Raw genomic sequence first — 19,827 nt, forward strand, 5'->3', positions numbered from 1 at the left:
GTACAAGGCAGTGGTCATGCAGACACCCCCCTTATGGCAGCAACTGCCGGCCAATGGCCGGTTGTTCATCCGCTTTTGGGGGGGGGCTTTTGCTGCAACGGCTGTCCTGGCTCTGGCCCTCCAGATGATGGGACCACCCCACCTGATTGCCGGTGGGGACGATATTGATACCGTGGCAGAACCGGGCAACAAAACCGGCACTGGTGCCCACCTTGTCAACATTCCCCCTCCACAGGCCGGGCTGCTGGACAAGAGCGCTGGACCGGGCGGCTTTCCCCTACCCAAGCGGGGGCCACATGGTGCCCTGCCACGGCAGGTTTACGCAGCCCCCACAGTGGACGTGCCCCCCGGCACCCCAATGGTGGCCCTGCTGGTGGATGGTGTCGGCCAGTCTGAAGACCTGACAAAAGAAGCCATTGCCGCCTTGCCCGGTCAGGTATCCCTTGCCGTCTCCCCTTATGTGGCGGACCCGGATGCCATTATGGAGGCAGCCCGCCAGCACCAGCATGAACTGCTGCTCTCGCTCCCCATGCAGGGGGATGCTGCAAAAACGGCCGATGCAGGCAAGGATGCCGCAGCCGACAGCGAAGGCCCCAAAGCATTGGGTGTTCTACTTTCTGCCCAGCAGAACATGGAAAACCTGAACTGGTCTTTGTCCCATCTGGCGGGCTATGTCGGGGTTACCAATGCCTTTGACGGGCAGAATGGTGGTGGGTTCCCCAATTCCAGCGGATTCAAATCCATTCTCTCTGCTCTGGACCAGCGCGGCCTGCTTTACCTGAACGCAAGCCCCGATACCCGTATTGAGAGCAGCAATGCAGTCGGCACGGCTGATGTAAGCATCAACACCGACGAAGACATTGTGAATATCGACATCCAGTTGCTTAAACTCCAGCAGCTTGCCCGCCAGAACGGGCGCGCCATTGGTGTGCTTGGCCCCCTGCGCCCTGTTGCTCTGGCCTGCCTGCGGGCATGGCTGCCCCACCTCAAGGATGTGGGCATAACGCTGGTACCTGTCAGTCAGCTGATCCAGCCCCCGGACCCGGCCAGCCTGCCCCAGCCTGCCAGCAATGGCCAGATGCACGTCAACCTGACCAACCCGGCCCCCCGCATGATGGGAGGCAGCCACTAATGCCTGTTGACCCAAACACCCTGCCCTACCGCCCCAATGTCGGGGCACTGATTTTTAATGCCCAAGGTCAGGTGCTTATTGCCCGCAGGACCGACATGCCCGGCGCAGGTGGTCCGCTTTCGCAGGGAACATGGCAATGCCCACAAGGCGGGATAGATGAAGGGGAAGACCCCCGCACCGCTGTCCTGCGTGAAGTCGGGGAAGAGCTAGGCACAAGCCACGTCCGTATTCTGGCCGAACACCCGGAATGGATTGCCTACGATCTGCCAGTCGCACTCATTGGCCATGCCCTTGGCGGGCGCTACCGTGGCCAGACCCAGAAGTGGTTTGCCCTGCGCTTTACCGGCACCGAAGCCGACATTCAGCTGGACAGCCACCTGCCTGCCGAATTTGATGCATGGATGTGGATTGACCTGCAAACTTTGCCCAACTGTTCAGTCGGTTTTAAAAAACCGATTTACGAGCAACTGGTCAGGGATTTTGCCCGCCACGCCGTGGCCGGCTGAACCATAAGCTTTGCATTCTCTGCACCTTTGAGCAGAGCTGAACGCCCCAAAAACAAAAAAGCCATTGGTCTGGAATAAAACATTCCCAACCAATGGCTTTTTTTAATGCTGGTCTTACACCCTATGGGCGTTAGTGCGCACCTTTGGCTTTTCCATCACCCCGAAGGGGGGAAAGCAAAAAGCAGAGTGGCACACACAAAAATGCGCCAATGCCCAGAATCATGAAGACCTCGTTATAAGACAACATGGCCACCTGACGCGAAAATTCCTGAAACAGGGTATGCTGTGCCGCGGCATCGGCCAGCCCCTCTGGCGCGCCACGCGCTATGGCGGCCTGCCGCACCTGCTCCTGATACTCATTGAACGGCTGATGAAACGGCGTCATCCAATGCACCATATAGGACTGATGCGCCTGTTTGCGCTCGGTCAGCATGGCTGTTGCGCCGGAAATAGCCAAAGACCCCAGCACGTTACGCGCCATACTGAACAGGGCCGAAGCATCCGGGTTCAGCCGTTCGGGAATAGTGGAATACGCAATAGTGGAAAGCGGCACAAACAGAAAAGCCAAGCATGCCGTCTGGCTCATGCGGTACAGCATGAGGTGTTTGAAATCCAGCAATGGCAGCAGCTGGGCTGAATAGAACAACGATACCCCCATAAGCGTAAAGCCTATGGCAATCACGTTGCGCACACTGGTCAGTGTCATCAGCTTACCCACCACGGGAATAAGCACGATAACGGCAATACCACCGGGGGAAAGCAGCAGCCCGGACAAGGTTGCCGTGTACCCCATAACCTGCTGGGCAAACTGCGGCACCACAATGGCCGAAGCATAAAGCAATGCCCCCATGGCCCCCATAAGGGCCGTACCCACGGCAAAGTTGCGGTCCTTGAAAACACGCAGGTCCACAGCGGGTTTATCGGTACGCAGCAGCCAGAAAACAGCGCCTGTCAGGCCCAGAAAAGCCAGAACACCCATAATGCGGATAAAGGTGGAGCCAAACCAGTCTGCATCCTCCCCACGGTCCACCATGACCTCAAGGCAGCTAAAGCCAAGGGTAATCAGGCTGATGCCAATAACATCCACCGGGGCTTTCTGCTTTTGTGCCCATGGCGGGTCTTCCACCACGGCCATAACCCCTACGGTGGTCAAAAACCCGAATGGCACGTTGATGAAAAAGATCCACCGCCATGAGAAGTTATCGGTAATCCAGCCCCCAAGGGTTGGGCCAATAACCGGCCCCACAACCGCGGCAATGGCGGTTAGCCCAAAGGCTGCCGCGCGTTTGGCGGGGGGGAAGCTGTCCAGAATAATGGATTGCTGGTTGGGCTGTAGCCCGCCACCAAAAAACCCCTGCATAAGCCGGAACACAACCAGCTCACCCAGACTGGTCGCCATACCACACAGGAAGGACGAGACCGTGAACATGACAATACAGATAAGAAAATAGCGTTTGCGGCCAAACACTTTTCCCAACCAGCCCGAAATGGTGAGCACAATGCCATTGGCCACCAGATAGGCTGTGAGCGTCCACGTTGAATCATCATACGTGCTGGAAAGACTACCCGCGATATGCGGCAGGGACACGTTGACAATGGTGGTGTCCAGAATCTCCATGAACGCTGCCATGGTCACCACAAACGCAACGGTCCATGGATTATGCTTTGGCTTCCACCCGGCCGACACAGCCCCTGCCTGTGCACTCATGGAGCGGTCTGCCCGCCGTTACCCACGCCTGCGCTGGATGGCGCATCGGACGGAGGGGCATCGGAATGGCCCTGCGTATCCACATGCACCGTTGGTTCAACCGACAGGCCAAGGGCCAGTGGCTGGTCGGGGTTCAGGCCATCATCAATCAGGATTTTAACAGGCACACGCTGCACGATCTTGACGTAGTTGCCGGTCGCATTTTCGGGCGGGAAGGCGCTAAAGGTCGCCCCTGTGCCTTTTTGCAGCGAATCAATATGCCCATGCAGTTTAAGGCTGGGGTAAGCATCCACCCGGATGTCCACCTTCTGGCCGGGGCGCATTCTGGTGATCTGCGTTTCCTTGTAGTTGGCGACAACCCAGACTTCGGGTTCCACAATGGCAAACAGGCTCTGGCCCTGACGGACGTAGTTGCCCTGCTCGATGTTACGCTGGGAAATCCAGCCATCATGCGGGGCGCGGATAACGGTCCATTCCACGTTCAGCGCGGCAGAAACCAGACTGGCCTGCGCGGCCTTGACCTGCGCTTCCTGCTGCGAAATCTGCACGGCTGCGTTTTCAATATTCGGCTGGACGGGCTGGGCCATCTGCACCGCACCTTCGGATGCCATGACCCGTGCCTGTGCTGCTTCCAGCGCAGCCTTGGCGTAATCTATATCCTGCTGGGATGTTGCGGCACGTTCCACACCATGCTGGCGGCGGTAGTCTGTTTCCGCCTTGAAAAGCTGCGCCTTGGCATCGGCCAGCTGGCCCTGCGCCTGCAACAGCTTACCGGGGAATTCCAGCAGCGCCACGCGGTGCATCATGTCACTCGCCTGTGCGGCGGCCTGTGCATTGGCCAACTGCGCGGCGGCCTTGTCTTTTTCCGCCACCCAGTCACGCGGGTCAATGCGGGCCAGAATCTGGCCTTTGCGCACAAACTGGTTATCGTTCACCAGCAGTTCGGTTACGTAGCCACCCACATGCGGTGCGATGGTAATGGAGCGCCCTGCGGTAAAGGCGTCGTCCGTTTCCACCTCATTACGGGTCATGAACCAGTATAGCCCGCCTGCCACAACCAGACAGCCAATAACGCCGGAAAGAATAACCTTGCCCCGGCTGCTCTTTTTGGCCTGCGGCTTATCGGCCGATGGCTGTTCCGCAGCACTATTCTGCTCCGGCGCAGGGGGGGATGATAAAGACTGCTCGTTATGGTCGTCGGCCATTCTGTTCCTTGCCCTCTCTAACACATCCTGCGCGGCATTTTTGCGGTCAGATGCTCTGACCGACCAGTTCGGTCAGTATGTGCCACGTTCATATCCCTGCATCAAGCGCCACATAGGCCCCCATGCCCATAATTTGCGTTTATACCAGCAAAACCGCCAGCAGTTTTCTAGCGGTCCAGCCCCTGTGTTCTCACCAGACGGGCATAAAGCCCATCCTGCTGCATCAGTTCATCATGCGTGCCGCACTCCACGGCACACCCATCCTTCATGACCACCACCATGTCCGCCGAGCGCACAGTGGACAGGCGATGGGCTACAATAAGCGTTGTCCGCCCCTTGCGCAGCGTGGCCAGCGCATCCTGCACCAGTGCTTCGTTCTCACTATCCAGAGCACTCGTGGCTTCATCCAGCAAAAGCAGGCGGGGGTTGCGCAGCAAGGCCCGTGCAAGTGCCACCCGCTGCCGCTGCCCGCCCGACAGGCGCTGCCCACCCGGGCCGACCACCGTATTATACCCGTTGGGCAGGGCCTGTATAAACTGCTCCGCCGCCGCAGCCTGTGCGGCAGCAGCGACCTCCACATCGGAAGCTCCCGGCCGACCAATGAGGATATTATCGCGCACAGACAGGTCAAACAGCAGCGGGTCCTGACTAACATACGCCATGCTGTTCCGCAGGCTTTCCAGCTGCACATCCCGCAGGTCCATTCCATCCAGCAGGATACGACCGCCAGAAACATCATGCAGGCGGGGCACAAGGGACAATGCTGTGGACTTACCCGCCCCAGAGGAGCCGACCAGCGCAACCGTGCTACCCGGCCGGGCATCAAAGCTTAAATGCTCAAGGCCCACGCGGCCATCGGCATAAACAAAGCGGACGTTCTCAAACACAAGGTGCCCACCACCAGCGGGGAGCGGGCGGGCCTGTGGGCTGTCGGTCACGGCTGGTGGGTCATCCACCACGGCAAATATGCGCACCAGCCCGGCCAGCCCTTCCTGCAAGGCGGCATTAAGCGAGCCAAGGGCACGCAGCGGGCGCGAGGCCAGCAGCAAAGCCGCCACAAAGCCCGAAAAATCCCCCAGCGTGGCCCCGCCCATGGTAGCCCGCCAGCCAGCAAAGCCCAGCACTGCGGCCACGGCCACACCACCCAGCGTTTCCAGCATGGGCTCCACCCTTGCGCGGCCACGGGTAATCCGCAGCATGGCCTGATACAGATGGTTGAACGACAGAGCCGCCCGTGCGCCCTCGCTTTCCTCCAGCCTGTAAACACGCACCGTGCGCGCCTGCGCAAAACTTTCGGTTAAAAAGGCAGCCGTTTCCCCCACCCGTTCCTGCATACCGCTGGAGGCGCGGCGTACCCGTTTGCCCAGCCGCTGGAGGGGAACAGCCGCTATGGGGTACAGCACTGCTGCTATCAGGCTAAGCTCCCAGTCCATGTACACCATGGAGATAATCAGCCCCACAACCGTAACCACGTCTCCTATGCCGCTTACGGCGCGGATCATGGCATCGCGGATAATAACGGCATCTGTTGTAAACCGTGCAGCCAGCTTGGCCGGGGCCTCCCGCTCCACATGGGCGATGTCGGTCTGGATCAGGTGGTCAAACATCTGCCCTTGCAAGCCACGGATCACCAGCAGCACCAGCCCATGGGTTGCCAGTGTCTGCCCGTACTGGGCCAGAGCCTTTGCCAACGTAATTGCCACCACCAGCAACGGGACCTGAGACAGAATGCGCGGGTCGCGCGTGGCAAACATATCCAGCGCACGCTGGATAACCAGCGGGTACAGCGCCGTTAACACCGCCATAAGCACCGTAAAGACAAAAACGGTGACTATCCGGGCAGGGTAACGGCTGATCTGGGTTCGCCACAGCCGCATGAGCAGGGTGCGCGTATCATCAGGGCGCAGATGCGGGCGGGGTGCGGGCCGGGGGGCATGGGGCTGGGACGTCATACCCTGTCTCTACCAGCCTCCCGGCCCTGCATGTAAGGGGCGGAACTCAGCTTTGTGCCGCTTTTGTGCCCAGATACAGTGCGATCTGTGCCCGGCATGCCTGTGCATCCGCATGGCAGCCGCCATCCAGCCACCACTGGCGGACAAGGCCCACAATACGCCCGACCTCTGGCCCGGCCTGCCCCCCCATGGCCAGAACATCCCGCCCCGCAACGGGAAAAGCCGGAACAGTCAGCCCGCACAGCCTGTGCCTAAGCTGTGCAAATGCCGCTTTTTCCTCCGCCGTACGCGGCTGGGCGGCCTGATGCAACCATATGCGCCCGGCCAGCACATCCGCCGGTTCTTCTGCCACAAGGCGGCGCAGTGCTACCTCGCTCATGCTCACGTCAGGCAGGGGGGCGGATCTGCTCAAGGCGGCAAGCGCCCCGGTCTCAGCGCGCGAGAGTTTAAGGCGGCGGGCTACGGCTGCGGTGTGCGTTGTCAGCCCTGCCAGCCGCAACAATGCGTTTGCCGGGGCACCATCATCCAGCAGGCGTACGCACCGGTCCAGCGTATGCCCTTCCGGCAAAATGCGGGCCAGAACACCCGTGCTGTCCATAAGGCGCAGAATGGCTGCCACATTGGGGCCAGCCAGAATCCGCCGTAGTTCCATCCATATCCGCTCAACAGAAAGGCCATCAAGCAGGGCAACGCCGCAGGTTATGGCCTGCACGGCCTGCTGGTCTGGCGCGCCATGCCCGTAGCGCCCATAAAACCGGAAAAACCGCAGGATGCGCAGGGCATCTTCTTTAATCCGCAATGCGGGCGCGCCAACAAACCGCACATGCCCTGCCGCCAGATCGGCCTGCCCGCCAAAATAATCGTACAGAACCCCGGCCTGATCGACCGACATGGCGTTTATTGTAAAGTCCCGCCGCTGTGCGTCCGCCTGCCAGTCCTGCGTCCAGCGGACAACGGCGTGTCGCCCGTCTGTTTCCGTATCACGCCGGAGGGTGGTGATTTCGTACGGAGCGCCGTCCAGCACGGCGGTTACGGTTCCGTGTTGCAGGCCGGTCGCCACAACATGCGCCCCATATGCGCGCAAACGCTCCATGACCTGCTCGGGAGGTTCGGGGGTAGCCAGATCAATATCGGCAATCGGGCGGTCCGCCAGCAGGTCGCGCACACACCCGCCCACAAGGCGCATGGCAGGCAGAACCTGCCACAACCGCGCCAGAGCGGCCTGCCGGGATGGGTCCAGCCCGTTTATGAGCGTGTCATGCGCCCCCATTATTCACCGCCATCCGCGCTATGGGAAAAAAGCAGCCGCAGCTCCACACGCCCATGCAGGGCACTCCCTGGCAGGCTCCGGGCTCGGCCAGAGCAGCCAGTTCGTACCACACTGCGCGGGACAGGCGGGCTTCCAGCGGGTAGGCTCCCTCCCCCGCGCGTACGCTCAGGTACGGGGGGCACCCCTCCGGGCAGGCTTCGGGCGGGATGTCCCACACAGTCCGAATCGGGTGTTCGGAATCGGCCACCACCACTTCGTCCATATTGGTGCGAAAACTCAGCCGCTGCATGCGGCCCATGCCGGTCCAGTCCAGTTCCACCGCCAGAAAAGGAACGTCCTCAACCTCGATCAGCCCGCTTTCGAATGGTGTGCGCAGCAGGTAGGCACCCTGCGCATTCCGCGTGAGCAGGGAGCCAAACAGGCAGGACATGGCCTTGCGTTTGATCTCGGACCCACGGTACAGCCACACGCCATCCCGCCTGACCAAAAACGGCAAACGCCTGTTTTCCGCCGTATCGGGGGTATCGGTCTCGTGCTTATCGTGGCACGAAAGGGCCTGCACGCCGCTTTCCTGTTCACCTTTCACTGACTCACCATCCTGTTAATACGTGTCCTTGTGTTGTGCACAATGATATAGGGAGCTTACCCCGCTTGATGTAAGCCCTGCATGTAATTCAGACTGGATCCATGACCACATCAGACGCACCGTTCCCGGCACAACAGCCTTCCTCCCCCCCAGAAGTGCGGGAGGCAGATCGTATCTGTGAACGGCTTGCCGCCGTCCAGCAGGAAATTTCAACCGTCATTTTCGGGCAGGACCAGATTATCCGCCAGACACTGACCACCGTTCTGGCTGGCGGGCATGCCCTGCTGGTCGGGGCACCGGGTCTGGGCAAGACATTGCTGGTTACGACCCTTGGCACCGTGCTGGGGCTGAACGCCCGCCGCGTGCAGTTTACCCCCGACCTGATGCCCTCCGACATTACCGGCAGTGAAATACTGGACGAGGATGCAACCGGGCACCGCAGCTTCCGTTTTGTGCACGGCCCCGTCTTTACCCAGTTGCTGATGGCGGACGAAATCAACCGTGCCAGCCCACGTACCCAGTCTGCCCTGTTGCAGGCCATGCAGGAACACCGCGTGAGCGTGGCTGGGGTGGAATACCCCCTGCCCGAGCCTTTTCATGTGCTGGCAACCCAGAACCCGATGGAGCAGGAAGGCACCTACCCCCTGCCCGAAGCCCAGCTTGACCGCTTTATGCTCCAGATCGGACTGACCTTCCCCGATGCTGCGGCCGAACGCGCCATGCTGCTAGCCACAACCGGCGCACAGAACAAACAGGCCCAGCAGGTCATGGACGCGCAAAGCCTTATGCAGGCGCAGGCACTGGTCCGGCGCATGCCTGTGGGTGAAAAAGTGCTCGATGCCATCGTAAATCTTGTCCGCGCAGCCCGCCCCCAGAGCACGTCCGATGCCACATTGCGCGAGCAGATTGCCTGGGGCCCCGGCCCCCGTGCAGCACAAACGCTTATGCTGGCCAGCCGTGCGCGCGCGCTGCTGGATGGCAGGCTCTCCCCCGGTCTGGATGACGTAGCCGCACTGGCCCGCCCGGTGCTGGCCCACCGCATGGCACTGACCTTTGCCGCCCGGGCCGAAGGGGTCACCACGGATGATATTATAACCCGACTGCTCAAGACCCTGGGTTGACCCTGTGAGCCGGTTCCGACCGATCCCAACCACCCTGCTGCGCCGGTTTCTGGGCCGGGACCAGCCCGTGGCGGGTGCGCCATTCAGCCCTGCGGCCACGCCCAGCCCCCCGGTTTCCGCTACGGCGGACATGGCCTGTGCAGCCCAAACACTGGCCACCCGCCTGCCGGACCTGCTGCTCCATGCCAGCCACATTGCCACCACACTGGCAGCAGGCAGGCACCCCCAGCGCCGCGCAGGATGGGGGGACACATTCTGGCAGTACCGTCCGGCACAGCCCGGCGAGCCGGTCAACCGCATAGACTGGCGACAATCCGCCCGCACAGCCCGCGCCCATGTGCGTGAAACCGAAGCCGAAGCGGCGCAGACAGTCCTGCTATGGTGCGATTTTTCCGGTTCCATGCAATGGCGCTCCGGTCATGCCCTGCCCGGCAAGCTGGACCGCGCCATCCTGCTTCTGCTCAGCATGGCGGCCCTGCTGCTGCGCAATGGCGAGCGGGTTCTGCTGCTTTCTCCTTCCGGTATTGTGTCCCTGCCCCCTGCCCCCAACGCGCTGGAGCGGCTGGCACTCGGGCTGTGCGAGCTGGCAGCCAATAGCAGCCCCATGGATGCAGCACTCCCCCCACCCGCCCTTGTGCCCCGGCGCGCACGCCTGCTGCTGGCCAGTGACCTGCTCTGCCCTGACACCCATATCCATGACTGCCTGCACCAACTGGCCGCACACCCGGCGCGGGCCTATGTGCTCCATGTTAGCGATCCGGCGGAAAGCACGCTCCCTTATACCGGCCGCACCGAGTTTTGCGGGCTTGAGCACGAGCCCCCGCTGGAGCTGCCCCATGTGCAGAGCCTGCGCACGGACTACGCAGCCCTTGTAGCAGCGCGCAGCCAGTGGCTTGAACAAACCACAAGCCATTGCGGCCACACGCTGGCACACCACCAGACCGATCAGTCCCCCCTCCCCACGCTGCTGGCGCTCCATGCCCAGATGAGCCAACGCGTATGATTTTCCAGTTCCCTGCCCTGCTGTTTGCCCTGCTCTGCCTGCCGCTGGTGTGGTGGCTGCTGCGTGCCACGCCCCCGCGCGCGCGCCAGCAGGTTTTTCCCCCCATTGCTTTCCTCGCCCGCCTGCGCCCGAAGGAAACCGAAGCCGCACGCTCGCCCCCGTGGGTCTTGCTCTTGCGCCTGCTGGCTGTGGGCCTGCTGATTACGGGCTTTGCCCGCCCGTTTATTCCCGGCAGCAGGGACAGCACACAAACCCCCGGCCCGGTTCTGCTGGTGGTGGATGACGGTATGTTCAGTGCCGCAGACTGGACCGACCGCCTGACCACCGCACAAACCATTGTGGACGATGCGGAGCACACAAAATCCAGCCTGCTGCTCCTGACTACCGCTCCACAGGCGGAGGCTTCCGCAATACCGCCTGCGCCACAGCCAGCCGCTACTGTGCGGCGGATGCTGAACAGCCTCCACCCCAGCCCATGGAGTGTGGACCGGGCACAGGCTGCCCGGCAGATCGGGCAACTGCCAGCCCTCCCCTTTGCCCGCATTGTCTATCTGGCTGATGGCGTTGCCCAGAGCGGGGATAACGCTTTTGCCCAAGCCCTGCGCGCACGGGGTGCCGTGCAGGAAATCCGCTTTTCCTCCCAGTCAGGCATGGTGCTTGCCCCCGTTGCCCCCACGTCGGATGGGACCATGGCGCGCCTGATCATGCTCCCATCGGCGCAGCCCCGGCTTGTTCATGTTGTGGCCCGCGCGACAGATGGGGGAACGCTGGCCGTAATCCCTGTGCCCGTAGCGGCCAATGCCACACAGGCGGATGTACGCATCAACCTGCCCATAACCGTACGCAACCGGATAGATACGCTGAGCGTGCAGGGTATTGCGAGTGCCGCCACAACCGTTCTGCTGGACGAAAACACACGCCTGCACCCTGTTGGCCTGCTTTCCAGCGGTGGGGCAGATACTCCCCTGATTGGCTCTGTCTTTTACCTCCGCCGCGCGCTGGCTCCCCTGTCAGACCTGCATGAAGGAACACTGGACGCCTTGCTCAGCCGCCCTCTGTCCGTGCTGATCGCGCCCGATGGCACACTGGCCGGCGCGCAAAGCCAGAAAACCGTACTGGAATGGATAAAAAACGGCGGCACGCTCATTCGCTTTGCAGGCCCGGCACTTGCTGGTAGCCAGCAGGATACAAGCCCTTCCAACCCGGCCGACACGGCACGGAACCTGCTGCCCGTGCCCCTGCTGGATGGAGCCCGCCAGCTCGGTGGGTCCATGACATGGGGCACACCGCAAAAACTTGCACCCTTTGAACAGGAATCCCCTTTCCGGGGGCTGGATATTCCTGCCGATGTAACGGTTTCCCGTCAGGTGCTGGCCAGCCCTTCGGCCGATCTGGGCACGCATGTATGGGCACGGCTGGCTGATGGCACGCCGCTGGTCACCCATGCCGAACTGGGCAAGGGTGAGGTAATCCTGTTCCATGTCAGCAGCACGGCGGACTGGTCCAACCTGCCGCTGTCCGGCCTGTTTGTAGCCATGCTGCAACGCCTGACCGAACACGCCAACGGGCTGAACATTCCTGCCGAAAATATACTGCTCTCCCCGGCCCTGACATTGGACGGTGAGGGCATTGCCGGCCCGCCGCCGCCAACCGCACGGGGCATACAGGGCAATGTGTTTGCCACCACATCTGCCTCCCCCATCCACCCGCCCGGCCTGTATGGCCCCACGGATGGACGCCGGGCACTCAATACCGCAGCGGGTGTGCAAAGCCTGCCCCCCCCCCCCCCTGTTGGCACCATTACGGATGCTTCGGGCCAGAAGCCGGTTCTGCCTCTCGGGCGTTACTGCCTGCTGGCAGCCATTCTGCTTTTACTGCTCGATGGCGTGGTTGTAGGCCTTATGCGCACAGGCAGGCTGTTTGCACCACGGCTCCTTACCCTGCTTGCGCTGCTGGCCACCCTTGGTGCGCTAACATCCCCCCTGCATGCACAGGAGTTGAGCACGCCACCCGCAGTCCCCGCCGCAGCGCTGGAAACCCGACTGGGGTATATTGTAACCGGGCATGAGGACGTGGACACAGCCTCCCGCGAGGGGTTGCAGGGCCTGTCCGACTTTGTAAACGCCCGCACCTCCGCTGTTATGGGGCACCCCGATGCCGTCCACCCCGGCACGGATGACCTGACCTACTACCCCCTGCTTTACTGGCCGATTACCGCAGACGCCACCACCACTCCGGCCATGACGGCAGCGCTGAACACCTTTATGGCCCACGGCGGTATTCTGCTGATTGACACACAGGGGCAGGACGGCAGCTCCAGCACAGCCGACACCACCTTTACCGCCGATGCCCCCGGCACGGCCGCAGCCCTGCGCCGGGTTACAACCGGCCTTGCGGTGCCACCGCTGGTGGTCATGACCGACCACCACCTGCTGGCACATACCTTTTACCTGCTCCACGACTTTCCGGGCCGGTATGCAGGCCTGCCGATCTGGGTCGCCAAGGAAGGAGATGCCGAGAATGATGATGTCAGCCCGGTCATTATTGGCTCGGCAGACTGGGCGCACGCCTGGGCGGTGGACAGTGCGGGCAATACCCCGTTTGCCGTTATCCCCGGTGGCAGCGACCAGCGCCTGCAGGCGTACCGCTTTGGGCTGAACACCGTTATTTACGCCTTAACAGGCAGCTACAAGGCTGATCAGGTGCATGTTCCCATGCTGCTCAAACGGCTGGAGGACAAACCATGAGCACTCTTCTGGCTTCCTTTGGGTTTGCACCTTTGCTGCCGTTGTGGCTGCTGGCCATACTGGGCGTTGCGGCACTGGGCCTATGCGGGTGGAGCCTGTTCCAGCGCACGGGGGGAGCCATTTTGCGCCTGTGCGCCATAGGTATGGTGCTGCTGTGGCTGGCCGGGCCACAACGTTACCACGAGCAGCGGCGCGCGCTCCCCCAGACTGCACTTCTGGTAGTGGACCAGTCCCCCTCCATGGCGCTGGACCAGCGTGCCGCCATTGCCCGGCAGGTGGCGGACGCACTGGCGCAGGCCAAGGTGGAGGGGCTGAACCTCCGCACCGTAACCGTACGCGGTGCTGCACGTGATGGCACAAAACTGTTTGACGCGCTGGATCAGGCCGCAGCCGACATTCCCCCCGCCCAGTTTGCCGGGGCCATGATGGTTACTGATGGGGAGGTCAGCGATGTTCCCGCCACCCTGCCCGAGCGCCTGCGCCCCATGCAGGACAATGGCAGCCGCACAACCCTGCCCCTGCACGTTCTGCTCACCGCCAGCACGGAGCAGAAAGACCGCAAGCTGAGCATCCTTCAGGCTCCCCCCTACGCCATTGCGGGCCAGAGCGCCAAACTGCGCGTGCAGGTAGATGACATGGGACCGGGCACGCAGGCAGGCACACCGGCAGAGCTGACGGTCCGGGTGAATGGGGAGGAACCGCAGCACATTTCTGTCCTGAGCGGGATGCCGCAGGAAATTACCGTGCCCGTAACCCAGCCGGGGCCACTGCTGGTCAGCCTGTCCGCCTCGGCCCTGCCGGGGGAAGTCTCGGAACTGAACAACCAGACCGTAGCCCATATTACCGGCATACGGGACCGGCTGAAGGTGCTGCTGATCTCGGGCACACCCAATCAGGGGGAACGGGTCTGGCGCCGGCTGCTCAAGGCGGACCCTTCGGTTGATCTGATCCACTTTACCATTCTGCGCCCCCCCGAAAAGGACGATGGCACCCCCCTGTCCGACCTTGCGCTGATTGCATTCCCCGTGCGCGAGCTGTTTCAGGACAAGATCAACCAGTTTGACCTGATCATCCTTGATGGGTTTGAAAACCGGCATATTCTGCCGCACAGTTATCTGGAAAATATTGCAGGCTTTGTCCGCCGCGGGGGTGGCCTGCTCCTGACCGCCGGACCCGAATTTATTGGCCCCGGTTCCTTGCAGGATACTCCGGTGGGGGACGTGCTGCCCGCCCACGTAACCCCTGACCAGAGCAGCATGCTCGTCAGCCGCTTCCGCCCCACCCTGACCGATACCGGGCGCAGGCACCCTGTTACGGCATCACTTCCCGGTGCGCCAAAAGCGGGTGCACAGGTCAACAGTGCTACAGCCGTACCGGGCCTGTGGGGGCCGTGGTACCGCGCCCTGCACCCCGACAGCACCCATGGTGAGGTACTGATGAATGGACCCGATAACAGCCCCCTGCTGGTGCTGGATCGGGTTGATCAGGGCCGGATTGCGCTGCTTCTGTCTGACCAGATATGGCTATGGTCACGCGGGGAGGATGGCGGCGGCCCGCAGGCCGAACTGCTCCGCCGCATTTCGCACTGGCTGATGAAAGAGCCGGAACTGGAGGAGGAGCAGCTTACAGCCAGTATAAGCGCCAATACGCTCCACATTACCCGCCACAGTGTGGGCACACCTGCGGCCACCACCCTTACCCTGACCTCCCCCACCGGGCAGAGCAGCACCGTGCCCATGCACGCATCCGCACAGGAAGGCACCCAGACAGCACAACTGCCCATAACGGAGTCCGGTATCTGGCGTATTTCCGATGGCACACGCACAACCTATGCGGCACCTGAACCAGAAAACACGCGTGAGCTAACCGACCTGCGCGCGACCGCAACCCGTCTGGCGGATGTGGTCAAACAGAGTGGCGGGGGTATTTTCTGGCTCGGTGACAGCACAGCCAGCCTGCATGCCCCCACGCCAAGACTGGTTGCATCAGGCGCGCTACACGGGGCGGACTGGCTGGGCTTTGCCCGGCGCGATGCACATCTGGTAACGGGCAGAACACCCATACCCCTCCTGCCCGCTCCTCTAGCCATGGTGCTCGCCCTTTTGCTGCTGTTTGGCGCATGGTGGCGGGAAGGACGGACCCGATAGGCTCCCGGAGCGTCTTTTCCGCTCCCATGGGCTGTGATACGTTAGCGGCTCCTGTATTGATGGACAGACAATGACCCGTTTTCCACGCCTTGTTTCATCCGCTCTGCTGTTCAGCAGCCTTGCCATGTTTGCTGCGGTTCCGGCATTTGCTGATGATGCCGAAGATCAGGCTGCGGCGGCGGAATCCGCCGAAAAAGCGGAAAGCGCCAAGGCCGCCAAACGCGCAGCCCCGCCCACGGCCATTCCCGGTGCCGATGGCAGCGATGATGAAGCAGGGGAAGGCGGTGGCCATCCCAACAAGGATGTGGAACCCACAGTTGCACTGTTCGAGGCCATAAACCGGGGGAGTGTTTCCTCCGCGCGTGATGCCATTAACCGTGGTGCGGACCTGAACGGGCATAATATTCTGGGCCAGACACCGCTTGATATGTCCATCGACCTGAACCGTAACCCCATTACCTTCCTGCTTCTGTCCCTGCGCAATTCCAGCAGCCTGCAGGGGAATGATAGCGTGGGAACGGTCAGCACATCCGACCTGCACGTAGGCAACAGCAGTGTGGATATGGAAGACGATACCAAAAGCAAAACGCATGACCCGCGTTATGACCGCACGGGCGGGGCTGCCCAGCCTTCCATCGGCTTTCTGGGGTTTGGTGGCAGCTAAGCCACCTGCCCGCCCTGCCGGACTACACATAAAAAAAGGGGCACCAGAAGTGCCCCTTTTTTTATAACTTCAAGCTATGTCGTCAGGCTTTACAGCGCGACTGTAGCCCCCAGACTTTCCTGCCGCAGCACATCCAGCGGGAGCAACACGCCTTCACGCTCGAAGTGCCAGAATGTCCAGCCATTGCATGAGGGGGCGTTGGTCAGCATGGCCCCCATTTTATGGATTGAGCCACGCTTGGCACCACTGATCAGCGTGCCATCTGCGGCAACTGTAGCCTGAATACGCTGTTTTTTATCACTCAGCACTGTTCCGGCCACAAGTGCGCCCTGCTCCACCAGACTACCAAAAGGCACACGCGGGGCTTCGCGCTTATCCTGCGTGGTCTGTATGGCATCATCATCCAGGGGCACTTCGCTGGCCACGCGGGCTCTGGCGGCTTCCACATAATCCGGGTGCCGCTCAATGCCTACAAAATGGCGGCGCAGGCGGCGGGCCATGGCGGCCGTAGTGCCAGAGCCGGAGAACGGGTCAAGCACCACATCATTGACCGTGGTGGACGCCAGCAGCACACGATGGAGCAGACTTTCAGGCTTCTGGGTGGGGTGGAGCTTCAGCCCATGTTCGTTCCGCAGGCGCTCATTGCCTGTGCAGAGCGGCAGATACCAGTCCGAGCGCATCTGCACGTCATCATTCAGCGCCTTCATGGCCTGATAGTTGAAGCGGTAGCGGCTATCCTGACTGCGGGCAGCCCAGATGAGCGTTTCGTGCGCATTGGTAAAGCGACGGCCACGGAAGTTGGGCATGGGGTTGGACTTGCGCCAGACCACATCATTCAGGATCCAGAACCCAAGGTCCTGCAGAATAGCCCCGAGGCGGAAGATGTTATGGTAGGAACCAATCACCCAGATTGTTCCATCCTTATGCAGCAGACGGCGGGCTTCGCTCAGCCATTCCCGCGTGAAGCGGTCGTATTCCTGCAGGTCGGAAAACTTGTCCCAGTCATCATCCACGCCATCAACAACGCTGTCGTCCGGGCGGCGGAGTTCCCCCCGAAGCTGCAGGTTGTACGGTGGGTCGGCAAAAATGCAGTCCACTGAGCCCGAAGGCAGGGTGCGCATGGTCTCCACGCATTCACCCCGCAGGATTTCGTCTAGGGGGAGGTCCATGGAAACTGCTTTTGCGCCGCTCATGCCCGGGTCTCCGTTTTCAAATGTTCTAGCTGCTGGCGTACGGTGCCAAATGTTTTTCTGTGGTGCGGGGTTACACCCGTTTGCAGCAGAGCCCGGCGATGAACCGCCGTGCCGTAACCTGCATTTTTTTCCCATCCATAATCGGGCCAGCGCACATTCAGCCGCGCCATGATGCGGTCACGCACCACCTTGGCCATAATGGAGGCCGCGGCAATGGACAGGCTCACCCCGTCCCCACCCACGATGGCCTCTGCACTACACCCGAAATCCGGAATTTTGTTGCCATCAACAAGCACATGGTCAGGCCGGACCGGCAGGCGGGCAACTGCACGCTGCATGGCAAGGTGGGACGCATGGTAGATGTTGATACGGTCAATTTCCGCCGTGGAGGCGGCACCCACGCCAATGGCCACACCGGGCACATGGGGCAGACGCTCGGCAATGGCCTCACGCAATGCGGGTTTTAATTTTTTGGAATCATCAATAACGGCAGCAAGATCATCCGGCACGCCACGGGCAAACACCACGGCGGCGGCCACAACCGGACCGGCAAGCGGGCCACGGCCCACTTCATCCACTCCGGCGACCAAGCCGCCATGCTGTTGTTCCCGCCTAAAGTCCGGCATTGCATCCCTTCCCGTCCGCTTGAAACGACTCGGTTAAAATTACCGAGTCGCAGCAATTGCGACTCCGTAGGGAAGGAAAAGCATTTTTTTACCCGGGTGCGCAAGAGTCCCGGTCAAATGATTTTTAGGAACGGCTACGACGGGGGAAGAAGAGCCAGCCGAGCAGAACACCCACAACCGAGACAATACCCAATGAAAGCAAGGGCTTATCCCGCACAAAAGTGACTGCTTTTTCAACCACGCCCTCACCTTCCTCATACAGATCGGCAAAATCTTCCTGCATGTGTGCGGTGAACTGGTCGAGCTTTCCGTCCGCCTGAAGACCGATATCGCCGGTCAGACCACCAGCGGCATCCTTGACATGTCCCTGAACGTCCCGAACCTTGGCGTCGATCTTGTTTTCGATGATGTCGATTTTATCTTTAGCCATGACGACTTTCTCCTTTTTTGAACCATTCCGTAACGGCCCGCGCATGGAAGCGACCGGAGATCTGCACGATCGCCTGTTGCATCAGACCGCAAAAACGCGTCTCTGACTAGGCATGCCTTCTCCGACGTCCACACAACTGACTGCGCTCATTGTTGGTTCCATGTTTTTTATGGAACAGCTTGATGGCACCATTCTGGCAACGGCCCTGCCTTCCATCGCCCATAGCCTGCATGTGGACACGGTCGCCACGTCTGTTGCCCTGACGTCCTATATTATCGGGCTGGCCATTTTTATTCCCGCATCTGGTGCGCTGGCTGACCGTCTGGGCAGCCGCACGATCCTGATGGTGGCAATCTGCATTTTTGTGGGCAGTTCAATTTTTTGCGGTACCGCCCACTCTCTGCTGTTTCTGGCCATCATGCGCACCATACAGGGCATTGGTGGTGCCCTTATGGTGCCCGTGGGGCGGCTGGCGGTTATTCGCAGCACCCCAGCGGACCAGCTTGTACGCACCATGACATGGATGATGCTGCCAGCCACCCTCGGCCCCCTGCTGGGGCCTGTGGTGGGGGGGTATATTACCTCCTGGCTGACATGGCGGTGGAATTTTTACCTGAATATTCCTGTCGGTGTGGTCGGGCTGTTCCTGACCTACCGCTTTATCCCCGAAGTACGCGAACCCTCCCCCCCTCCGTTTGATCTCAAAGGCCTGTTTCTGGCAGGGGGCGGGCTGGCGGTGCTGTCTGTTTTTGCAGAACTGTTCAGCCACGGTACAGGCTCGCCTGCACTTGTTACGGCCCTTTTATGCACAGGCCTGCTGCTGCTGGGCATTTACACCCATCACGCAGGGCGTACGTCTTTTCCGCTCCTGGACCTGCGGCTTATGCGCTTCCAGACCTTTCGCATTTCCGTTTTTGGGGGAGCGGCATCACGCATTGCGGTGGGGTCTTTGCCGTTTCTGCTCCCGTCCTTCCTGCAGATCGGGGCGGGGCTGAGCGCGGCACAGAGCGGGCTTGTCACCTTTGTGGCTCCACTGGGGGCCATTGCCATGCGCCCCTTTGTGCCGGCACTGCTCAAGCGCTGGGGGTTCCGCACCATTCTCATGGCCAATGGCTCATCCGCGGCACTGGTCTTTGCCTTGATCGCCCTTTTCCGCCCGAGCTACCCTTTATGGCTGCTCTCGCTTGTGCTCACACTGGCCGGGGCGGCCCAGTCGCTCCAGTTTTCGGCTTATAACACCGTTGCCTATGCCGACATTCCGCAGGACCGGATGAGTGCGGCCACCAGCCTGTATTCCACCATGCAGCAGATCATGCTTTCGGCCGGAATCTGCATTGCCGCAGGCACCCTGACCGTGCTGAGCAGGCTGCACCATAACACCCCTGCAAACATGACCGATTTTGCACTCGGCTTTGTTGTGACTGGCGGCATCTCCCTGCTGGCCGTGCCGCTATGCGCCGCACTTTCGCCTTCTGCAGGGGCAAACATGAGCGGTAACCGCCGTTAAGCGCACGCTTTTAACGCACAAATTACATAG

The 19,827-nt window shown here is 61.2% G+C and carries 16 protein-coding genes; 8 read left to right on the plus strand and 8 right to left on the minus strand.

The window, feature by feature from the left end; genetic code table 11:
* Nucleotides 1-16: 16 nt before the first annotated feature.
* Both GOB83_RS01380 and GOB83_RS01385 read left to right on the plus strand, forming a co-directional pair.
* A complete protein-coding gene (locus GOB83_RS01380; protein WP_165925020.1) occupies nt 17-1,132 on the plus strand; it encodes a divergent polysaccharide deacetylase family protein in 1,116 nt (371 codons plus the stop codon).
* Nucleotides 1,132-1,638, plus strand: coding sequence for an RNA pyrophosphohydrolase (locus tag GOB83_RS01385; RefSeq protein WP_165925021.1), 507 nt, complete (start codon nt 1,132-1,134; stop codon nt 1,636-1,638). Before GOB83_RS01380 ends, GOB83_RS01385 begins: the two co-directional genes overlap by 1 nt.
* Nucleotides 1,639-1,768: 130 nt before the next feature.
* Here GOB83_RS01385 and GOB83_RS01390 read toward each other — a convergent pair whose 3' ends face one another.
* From GOB83_RS01390 to GOB83_RS01410, 5 genes are all read right to left on the minus strand, one after another.
* Complete coding sequence (locus tag GOB83_RS01390; RefSeq protein ID WP_086647159.1) at nt 1,769-3,346, minus strand: DHA2 family efflux MFS transporter permease subunit; 1,578 nt, start codon at nt 3,344-3,346, stop codon at nt 1,769-1,771.
* A complete protein-coding gene (locus GOB83_RS01395) occupies nt 3,343-4,551 on the minus strand; it encodes an HlyD family secretion protein (RefSeq protein ID WP_165925022.1) in 1,209 nt (402 codons plus the stop codon). The genes GOB83_RS01390 and GOB83_RS01395 overlap by 4 nt, the downstream gene beginning before the upstream one ends.
* A gap of 167 nt (nt 4,552-4,718) precedes the next feature.
* Complete coding sequence (locus GOB83_RS01400; protein ID WP_165925023.1) at nt 4,719-6,503, minus strand: ABC transporter ATP-binding protein; 1,785 nt, start codon at nt 6,501-6,503, stop codon at nt 4,719-4,721.
* A gap of 46 nt (nt 6,504-6,549) precedes the next feature.
* A complete protein-coding gene (locus GOB83_RS01405) occupies nt 6,550-7,773 on the minus strand; it encodes a CCA tRNA nucleotidyltransferase (protein WP_165925024.1) in 1,224 nt (407 codons plus the stop codon).
* A complete protein-coding gene (locus GOB83_RS01410) occupies nt 7,760-8,269 on the minus strand; it encodes a DUF1285 domain-containing protein (protein WP_194301258.1) in 510 nt (169 codons plus the stop codon). Before GOB83_RS01410 ends, GOB83_RS01405 begins: the two co-directional genes overlap by 14 nt.
* A 191-nt stretch (nt 8,270-8,460) precedes the next feature.
* Between GOB83_RS01410 and GOB83_RS01415 the strand changes: the two genes are divergently transcribed.
* From GOB83_RS01415 to GOB83_RS01435, 5 genes are all read left to right on the plus strand, one after another.
* Entirely contained in the window at nt 8,461-9,480 is a 1,020-nt protein-coding gene (locus GOB83_RS01415) for an AAA family ATPase (protein WP_086647154.1), read from the plus strand.
* Between the two features lie 4 nt (nt 9,481-9,484).
* Nucleotides 9,485-10,483 carry a DUF58 domain-containing protein gene (locus tag GOB83_RS01420; RefSeq protein WP_264802402.1) on the plus strand — a complete coding sequence of 333 codons (999 nt, stop codon included), beginning with the start codon at nt 9,485-9,487 and terminating at the stop codon, nt 10,481-10,483.
* Nucleotides 10,480-13,230 carry a DUF4159 domain-containing protein gene (locus GOB83_RS01425; RefSeq protein ID WP_165925026.1) on the plus strand — a complete coding sequence of 917 codons (2,751 nt, stop codon included), beginning with the start codon at nt 10,480-10,482 and terminating at the stop codon, nt 13,228-13,230. The genes GOB83_RS01420 and GOB83_RS01425 overlap by 4 nt, the downstream gene beginning before the upstream one ends.
* Entirely contained in the window at nt 13,227-15,377 is a 2,151-nt protein-coding gene (locus GOB83_RS01430) for a VWA domain-containing protein (RefSeq protein WP_165925027.1), read from the plus strand. Before GOB83_RS01425 ends, GOB83_RS01430 begins: the two co-directional genes overlap by 4 nt.
* A gap of 70 nt (nt 15,378-15,447) precedes the next feature.
* Nucleotides 15,448-16,041: an ankyrin repeat domain-containing protein gene (locus GOB83_RS01435; protein WP_165925028.1), complete on the plus strand. Its 594-nt coding sequence runs from the start codon at nt 15,448-15,450 to the stop codon at nt 16,039-16,041.
* Nucleotides 16,042-16,130: 89 nt separating this feature from the next.
* Here GOB83_RS01435 and GOB83_RS01440 read toward each other — a convergent pair whose 3' ends face one another.
* From GOB83_RS01440 to GOB83_RS01450, 3 genes are all read right to left on the minus strand, one after another.
* A complete protein-coding gene (locus tag GOB83_RS01440; protein ID WP_086647149.1) occupies nt 16,131-17,234 on the minus strand; it encodes a site-specific DNA-methyltransferase in 1,104 nt (367 codons plus the stop codon).
* Nucleotides 17,231-17,860 (minus strand): ribonuclease HII, encoded by a 630-nt coding sequence (locus GOB83_RS01445; protein WP_095348972.1) that lies wholly within the window; start codon nt 17,858-17,860, stop codon nt 17,231-17,233. The genes GOB83_RS01440 and GOB83_RS01445 overlap by 4 nt, the downstream gene beginning before the upstream one ends.
* Nucleotides 17,861-17,984: 124 nt before the next feature.
* Nucleotides 17,985-18,290, minus strand: a complete 306-nt coding sequence (locus tag GOB83_RS01450; RefSeq protein ID WP_165925029.1) for a DUF883 family protein — start codon at nt 18,288-18,290, stop codon at nt 17,985-17,987.
* A 112-nt stretch (nt 18,291-18,402) separates the two neighbouring features.
* On the opposite strand from GOB83_RS01450, the gene GOB83_RS01455 reads away from it, so the two are divergent.
* The gene (locus GOB83_RS01455) at nt 18,403-19,797 is read left to right on the plus strand and encodes an MFS transporter (protein WP_086647147.1); all 1,395 of its coding nucleotides are present in this window, start codon (nt 18,403-18,405) and stop codon (nt 19,795-19,797) included.
* The last annotated feature ends 30 nt before the right edge of the window (nt 19,798-19,827 follow it).

The sequence above is a fragment of the Acetobacter fabarum genome, assembly GCF_011516925.1.
Taxonomy (GTDB): Bacteria; Pseudomonadota; Alphaproteobacteria; order Acetobacterales; family Acetobacteraceae; genus Acetobacter; species Acetobacter fabarum.

Excerpts from the sequence above, each read along its gene's own strand:
- GOB83_RS01390 (WP_086647159.1), bottom strand. The coding sequence starts at position 3,346 with ATGAGTGCACAGGCAGGGGCTGTGTCGGCCGGGTGGAAGCCAAAGCAT.
- GOB83_RS01395 (WP_165925022.1), bottom strand. The coding sequence starts at position 4,551 with ATGGCCGACGACCATAACGAGCAGTCTTTATCATCCCCCCCTGCGCCG.
- GOB83_RS01435 (WP_165925028.1), top strand. The coding sequence starts at position 15,448 with ATGACCCGTTTTCCACGCCTTGTTTCATCCGCTCTGCTGTTCAGCAGC.
- GOB83_RS01445 (WP_095348972.1), bottom strand. The coding sequence starts at position 17,860 with ATGCCGGACTTTAGGCGGGAACAACAGCATGGCGGCTTGGTCGCCGGA.
- GOB83_RS01450 (WP_165925029.1), bottom strand. The coding sequence starts at position 18,290 with ATGGCTAAAGATAAAATCGACATCATCGAAAACAAGATCGACGCCAAG.
- GOB83_RS01455 (WP_086647147.1), top strand. The coding sequence starts at position 18,403 with ATGCCTTCTCCGACGTCCACACAACTGACTGCGCTCATTGTTGGTTCC.
- GOB83_RS01425 (WP_165925026.1), top strand. The coding sequence starts at position 10,480 with ATGATTTTCCAGTTCCCTGCCCTGCTGTTTGCCCTGCTCTGCCTGCCG.
- GOB83_RS01385 (WP_165925021.1), top strand. The coding sequence starts at position 1,132 with ATGCCTGTTGACCCAAACACCCTGCCCTACCGCCCCAATGTCGGGGCA.
- GOB83_RS01440 (WP_086647149.1), bottom strand. The coding sequence starts at position 17,234 with ATGAGCGGCGCAAAAGCAGTTTCCATGGACCTCCCCCTAGACGAAATC.
- GOB83_RS01405 (WP_165925024.1), bottom strand. The coding sequence starts at position 7,773 with ATGGGGGCGCATGACACGCTCATAAACGGGCTGGACCCATCCCGGCAG.
- GOB83_RS01400 (WP_165925023.1), bottom strand. The coding sequence starts at position 6,503 with ATGACGTCCCAGCCCCATGCCCCCCGGCCCGCACCCCGCCCGCATCTG.
- GOB83_RS01380 (WP_165925020.1), top strand. The coding sequence starts at position 17 with ATGCAGACACCCCCCTTATGGCAGCAACTGCCGGCCAATGGCCGGTTG.
- GOB83_RS01430 (WP_165925027.1), top strand. The coding sequence starts at position 13,227 with ATGAGCACTCTTCTGGCTTCCTTTGGGTTTGCACCTTTGCTGCCGTTG.
- GOB83_RS01415 (WP_086647154.1), top strand. The coding sequence starts at position 8,461 with ATGACCACATCAGACGCACCGTTCCCGGCACAACAGCCTTCCTCCCCC.